At 33.9% G+C, this 4,849-nt stretch carries 9 protein-coding genes; 1 reads left to right on the top strand and 8 read right to left on the bottom strand.

Features of this window, described 5'->3' with window-relative positions; translation table 11 throughout:
* Positions 1-94 precede the first annotated feature (94 nt).
* From BD31_RS01710 to BD31_RS01735, 6 genes are all read right to left on the bottom strand, one after another.
* Entirely contained in the window at positions 95-241 is a 147-nt protein-coding gene (locus BD31_RS01710; protein WP_048097339.1) for a YHS domain-containing protein, read from the bottom strand.
* A gap of 51 nt (positions 242-292) precedes the next feature.
* Positions 293-547: a hypothetical protein gene (locus BD31_RS01715; protein ID WP_008297529.1), complete on the bottom strand. Its 255-nt coding sequence runs from the start codon at positions 545-547 to the stop codon at positions 293-295.
* A complete protein-coding gene (locus BD31_RS01720) occupies positions 544-738 on the bottom strand; it encodes a hypothetical protein (RefSeq protein WP_008297524.1) in 195 nt (64 codons plus the stop codon). The genes BD31_RS01715 and BD31_RS01720 overlap by 4 nt, the downstream gene beginning before the upstream one ends.
* 70 nt (positions 739-808) lie before the next feature.
* Positions 809-1,174: a DUF6659 family protein gene (locus tag BD31_RS01725; RefSeq protein WP_008297516.1), complete on the bottom strand. Its 366-nt coding sequence runs from the start codon at positions 1,172-1,174 to the stop codon at positions 809-811.
* 66 nt (positions 1,175-1,240) lie between these two features.
* Positions 1,241-2,341: an aldo/keto reductase gene (locus BD31_RS01730; RefSeq protein WP_008297534.1), complete on the bottom strand. Its 1,101-nt coding sequence runs from the start codon at positions 2,339-2,341 to the stop codon at positions 1,241-1,243.
* A 38-nt stretch (positions 2,342-2,379) separates the two neighbouring features.
* Positions 2,380-3,264: a prenyltransferase gene (locus tag BD31_RS01735; RefSeq protein WP_008297527.1), complete on the bottom strand. Its 885-nt coding sequence runs from the start codon at positions 3,262-3,264 to the stop codon at positions 2,380-2,382.
* Positions 3,265-3,350: 86 nt separating this feature from the next.
* Between BD31_RS01735 and BD31_RS01740 the strand changes: the two genes are divergently transcribed.
* Complete coding sequence (locus BD31_RS01740) at positions 3,351-3,557, top strand: hypothetical protein (RefSeq protein ID WP_008297521.1); 207 nt, start codon at positions 3,351-3,353, stop codon at positions 3,555-3,557.
* Here the strand turns inward: BD31_RS01740 and BD31_RS01745 are convergent.
* Together BD31_RS01745 and BD31_RS10550 are read right to left on the bottom strand one after the other, a co-directional pair.
* Positions 3,554-4,639: a hypothetical protein gene (locus BD31_RS01745; RefSeq protein WP_008297537.1), complete on the bottom strand. Its 1,086-nt coding sequence runs from the start codon at positions 4,637-4,639 to the stop codon at positions 3,554-3,556. The genes BD31_RS01740 and BD31_RS01745 overlap by 4 nt on opposite strands.
* Before the next feature lie 4 nt (positions 4,640-4,643).
* Positions 4,644-4,849, bottom strand: a 206-nt coding sequence (locus BD31_RS10550) for a hypothetical protein (RefSeq protein WP_008297518.1), incomplete at its 5' end; no start/stop codon positions are given.

Genomic DNA, 4,849 nt, shown 5'->3' on the forward strand with positions numbered 1-4,849 from the left:
CTCCTGTAGATAAGCAGTCTGACGACACATGTCCATATTGTAAATATAATGTTGGAAAGTCAAAGTTTTGTAGAATGTGTGGAGCTTTTCCCATCTAATTTTTTGCCTTATATTTTCTAGGCTTTTTGATAAAAATTCGCCTACAGCCATTGCAGCAAAAATAGAATTTCTTTCCATTATGATCATGAAGTAATGCCAATTCTTCATCTAGTTCAATTCCACAAACAGGATCTACTGGCACAAATTTTTTCACTGTTGAATTCTATTTATAGATTAAGCAAGAGGTATGTCACTATTGGATCAAAAGGGTTTTTTTGAGTTTTTTTGAAACAGTTTTAGTCATGGCATATAGATGATTAATTTCAAGTCGAATCACATGATAGTTGTGCAAAGAAACAATGGATTCAATTTCATCTGCTGCACCAAAAAATTCTTGTTTGCCAAAACAATTTTCACATACAAGCCATTCATTTGGAATTTTATTTGACTTCTCTGACTTGTATTTTATTCTGTACATTGGGGTATGGCCATCATAACATACATTCATACCACCAATTCCATAATCTTGGAGTTTATTTTTTTTGTCACATTAGAGGTGATTTTTAAAATATACTTGATATCTGTAGAACTCAAATCTTCACGCCCTTCATTAATGGATTTTTGGACTATTGTTCCAATTTCTTCAGTTAATTCAGCCATTGTATGGTATTCAGATTCTAAATTTGAGTTAAAATCCATATAAACAACACTCGATCGGTTCTCTTAATTAATAAGATCATAAAGTTCCAAAACTGGAAATATGATTCAACTATGAATTAACTATTTCAAGAATTTTCTTTGGCAAAATACCATAATCGCTATCAGGTTCGGCTACTACATACAAGATGTCATCATTTATTGGGACACTTATTGCAAGTGCACGTTCACGAGAAGCCATTGCAAAATTTACAAGACCAAGTTGCTTATCAAACTCTTTTCTCATTTTTACACGTAATGCAAGCTCCATGAATATCATTTCATCATCTTTTTCACTTTCTAGGGGTTCAACATTTTCTCTCATTCCGCCTGCTACAAGACGTCCTCTTTCATTGATTACTCCAGAAAATCGAATTTTAGGATCAACAGACAAAATAGAAGTGCAGATTTTTGCATAATCATAAATCTTCGTAGACATTGCTACCTCTTGCTAAATATCCCTCATTTATAATATGTATTGGCAAAAAGCAGACCACAAAAACAATTAGGATGTAAGTTGCTTTACAAGTGCAAGAAACTCATCTTCATTCATTGATGGAATTTTCATAATTTCAAGATTTTCCGAGACATGTTCAGGAGATTTTTGACCTACCAACGGAGCTAATACCCCTGGTGATGAGCGAATAAATTGCAAAGCACGTATTGAAGGTTTCAAATTATTGAAATCAGGTATGACTCCAGGAGCAAGTAACCTACCTTGCATGAAAGGAACACTGGTGAAAACACCAATTCCCAATTTTGCTGCAGACTCTAAAACAGAGACGTTTTGATTTTCAAGTACCTGATTCTTTGCCAACAAAGCTTGATCATAATGCATATTGTAGGGTAATTGGATAAATCGAAATCCGTGATTCTCACCGCCAATTTTTCTTGCCATGGTAACTGTATCTTCTAGTGAAAGGTATTGTGGATTATTACTTGAGACTCTAAAGCATTCCCAAGTGGCCATTCCATAGAATTTAATTTTTCCTTCATCCCGTTTTTGCTCATATATCTCAAAAACGGATTTTAAATTCTCCAAAAACTGCTCTTTTGAAATATCTTTAATTTGTCCTTCAACTGCGTTGTGCAGATACATTAAATCTAGACATTCAAGTTCAAGATTTTTCAAACTACGATCTAATTGATCAGACAAATATGTAGGAGTCATGCAATGATATCCAGAGGTAACATCGCCTTCTTTTATCACACCTTTTTGAGAATATTCTTCTTTGACATATTCCCAAAATCCTAGCTTAACGTCAGCATCGTTTGTGACATAACCGTTTTTAGAAGAAATAAAAATTTCATCACGGGAAGTTTTTTTTTCTTCAATTAATTCCAAAAGTGCTTTTCCAACTGAACGTTCTGCCTTTTGTGCCCTATAGTTAATCGCAGTATCAACAACATTGATCCCAGATAGAATCGATTGTTTTACTGCACTTGTAACCAGCTGATCAGTTCTGACATCTGCATCCCCCAGATAAGTGCCAATTCCAACATTAGAGAGAAATAGACTTTGGAATTTGTTAAAATTGGCTTGATTTATTCCTGAATTTTGAGCAAATCTTTTGGTTCCACTTAAGGTTGCAAATCCAGAAATCATGAATTTGGGAGGTTATTGCTAAATTTATGTCTAAAGTGTCACAATCCAATCAAAAAACCAATAACAAAGAGAACACCAGTGATTCTTCCAAACATCAACGTAGAAGACATGAAAGGGATTAGATTCTCAATGGAATCATAGTTTTTTTGCAATCCTAATCCAGATTTAATCATCAATGGAACACTAAGAAAACAAATCACAGATGTCAAGGGAAACAAGTTTGCAGAAATCCCCACAATTATTGCCACATAAGATATTATTGGAAATATCCAAAATAATTTGGCAGCTTTTTCTTTTCCAACTGCAATAACCAAAGTTTTTCGGCCTTTGGATTTGTCTGCATCATGATCAGGAAATGATGCAATAAAAAGAACCAGAGCAGATAATGAACCTACAGCAATTCCTGCAAGGATTGATTCAAGAGATATTTGTCCTGATTGAATAAAAAAAGTTCCGAGAACGATCATAGATCCTTTTATTGCAACAAAGAATTCACCTAAACCAGAATCAACGATTTTAGTAGAGTAAAAATAGATAGATAAAATTGCAAATCCCAAAATTATTGCAATAATCATACCGTCTGTAAATACAAAATAACCTCCAATTACAGAGCCGATTATCAAAAATGCAATACCTGCACGATAAACCGAAGTTGGTTTGAGTAAACCGTCAGGTAAAACACCAGTTCCGCCACTCATTTTTGTTCGAGTGGTTTTTGTATCAATCCCTCTTTTAAAGTCCCAAAAATCATTTAGCAAGTCAACACTAGCATGTAATGCCAACACTCCAGCAAATGTCAGAATAGAGTCAAACCAATCTATCGAGGAATTTTGCCACCAATTCAGAGAGAGCCCCACAGAAACAGCAATTACAGATGCAAGAAGAAATCTCACCCTAATTACTTGGAACCATACCGAAAGCATCAAAAACACTCTAAATTTTTCAGTATAATATTCATGAGTTTTGAATCCATGTTATTGTTTATATTAAAAATAAATGGAATTTACTCATGATAATAGGAAAACATGACAAAGGGGACAAAATGATACAGATTGATTTGGATTTACAATGTTCAAATTGTGGAAAAAATGTACCTGGAGGAATTAAAGCTTCAGAAAAATATTACGGAACAGAATTATTTGAAAAAGAATTAGAATTGTTTCAAGAGAATTACCTTTGTGGGATTTGTCGAGATAAAAAAAGACTAAAAAATTAAAGTTCTTCTTCCTCTTCCCATTCTTCTTCTAAATTAGTTTTTGATTTTCGTAAGAACATGAATACAACAATACCCACCATCAAGATTCCACCAATTACAATATAGATAATCCAATCAGGCAATTCCAAGTCAATTGCATCAAAAGTTCTTTCAGGAGCATCAACATTTACTGTGAATGAATCCTTCCCTTCTGCATATCCTTCAGCTGTTGCAATTATATCAAAAGAGATGTTTGGTCCTTTTAATGCAGTTAAACTTACAATTGCACTGCCATCAGAGCTTGTTCGTACAACATTAGGAGTAATCAAAGCATCCTCTTCATTAGCAATAATTTTGAGAGATGCACCAGAAATTGAATCTGCATTTTCATCATCAACAAATAATCTGAATTCAACAGGTTTATCGACAGGGATTTCAGTATCTAAACCACCAGTGAAAACTTTCAATTGTGTTTGAGAGGAGGCAGTAGTGATGGGTACTGAAGTGCCATTAACACCCTTAGCACTTGCAGAAATTATTGCACTTCCAACAGAACCTGTAGTCTTGATAGGGAATGTGGCATATGATGAACCAGCATTAATTACAGCGTCATCAATAATTTGAACTACAGTGTCTTTAGAAGATATAATTTTAGATTTCACACTAAGTTTTGGTATTACAGGATTTCCCTGTAAATCAACTAACTGAACAATTCCAATATTTTGTAAATGATTTGCGTTGATTTTTTCCAAGGGTAATGAAACTTGCATTTGTGAGGTAGGATGTGTGATGAAAATTTTACTTCCTTCTAAATTCAAATCAGCATGTTCACCAATTGGCTCTACAGTTAGAGTAATTTCTGTCTCAGCCTCAGATATATCAAAAGAATCGCTTCTTAGTTGCGTAAAGGTAAATGTTGTGTCTTTGTTAATTTCAACTAACCCATTAGTAGGAGTCACCAAGTATTTTCCCGTCTCTTTCATTATTTTTGGTCGTTCTTTTTCATCAAGTGCAACCAAAAACATGTCAAAAAATCCATCACGATCAAAGATGATGTTATCTTCACCTGTCGGAGAAAACAATCTCACTTCTTTTTGTTCCAAAGTATTAATTACTTCCGAAGTAAATGAACCAGTTCCAATCCCATTTATGGATGCGGATATTTTTTACAGGGCCTGTTTTTTGACCTGTAGAAATTTTTGCAGTCCCATATGAATAAGAACTGATAATTTTTCCACCATTTTCTATTGTAGCTAATTTGTCATCACTAGAAATTACATTAATTTTTTGAACAAAGCCATCAGTATACTGAT

Origin of the sequence: Candidatus Nitrosopumilus salarius BD31 (assembly GCF_000242875.2) — an archaeon.
In the GTDB taxonomy this organism is placed as follows: Archaea; Thermoproteota; Nitrososphaeria; order Nitrososphaerales; family Nitrosopumilaceae; genus Nitrosopumilus; species Nitrosopumilus salarius.

What these genes read in the sequence shown, in the direction of transcription:
- BD31_RS01715 (WP_008297529.1), bottom strand. Translation starts at nt 547, where the DNA reads ATGAATGTATGTTATGATGGCCATACCCCAATGTACAGAATAAAATAC.
- BD31_RS01720 (WP_008297524.1), bottom strand. Translation starts at nt 738, where the DNA reads ATGGATTTTAACTCAAATTTAGAATCTGAATACCATACAATGGCTGAA.
- BD31_RS01725 (WP_008297516.1), bottom strand. Translation starts at nt 1,174, where the DNA reads ATGTCTACGAAGATTTATGATTATGCAAAAATCTGCACTTCTATTTTG.
- BD31_RS01730 (WP_008297534.1), bottom strand. Translation starts at nt 2,341, where the DNA reads ATGATTTCTGGATTTGCAACCTTAAGTGGAACCAAAAGATTTGCTCAA.
- BD31_RS01735 (WP_008297527.1), bottom strand. Translation starts at nt 3,264, where the DNA reads ATGCTTTCGGTATGGTTCCAAGTAATTAGGGTGAGATTTCTTCTTGCA.
- BD31_RS01740 (WP_008297521.1), top strand. Translation starts at nt 3,351, where the DNA reads ATGATAATAGGAAAACATGACAAAGGGGACAAAATGATACAGATTGAT.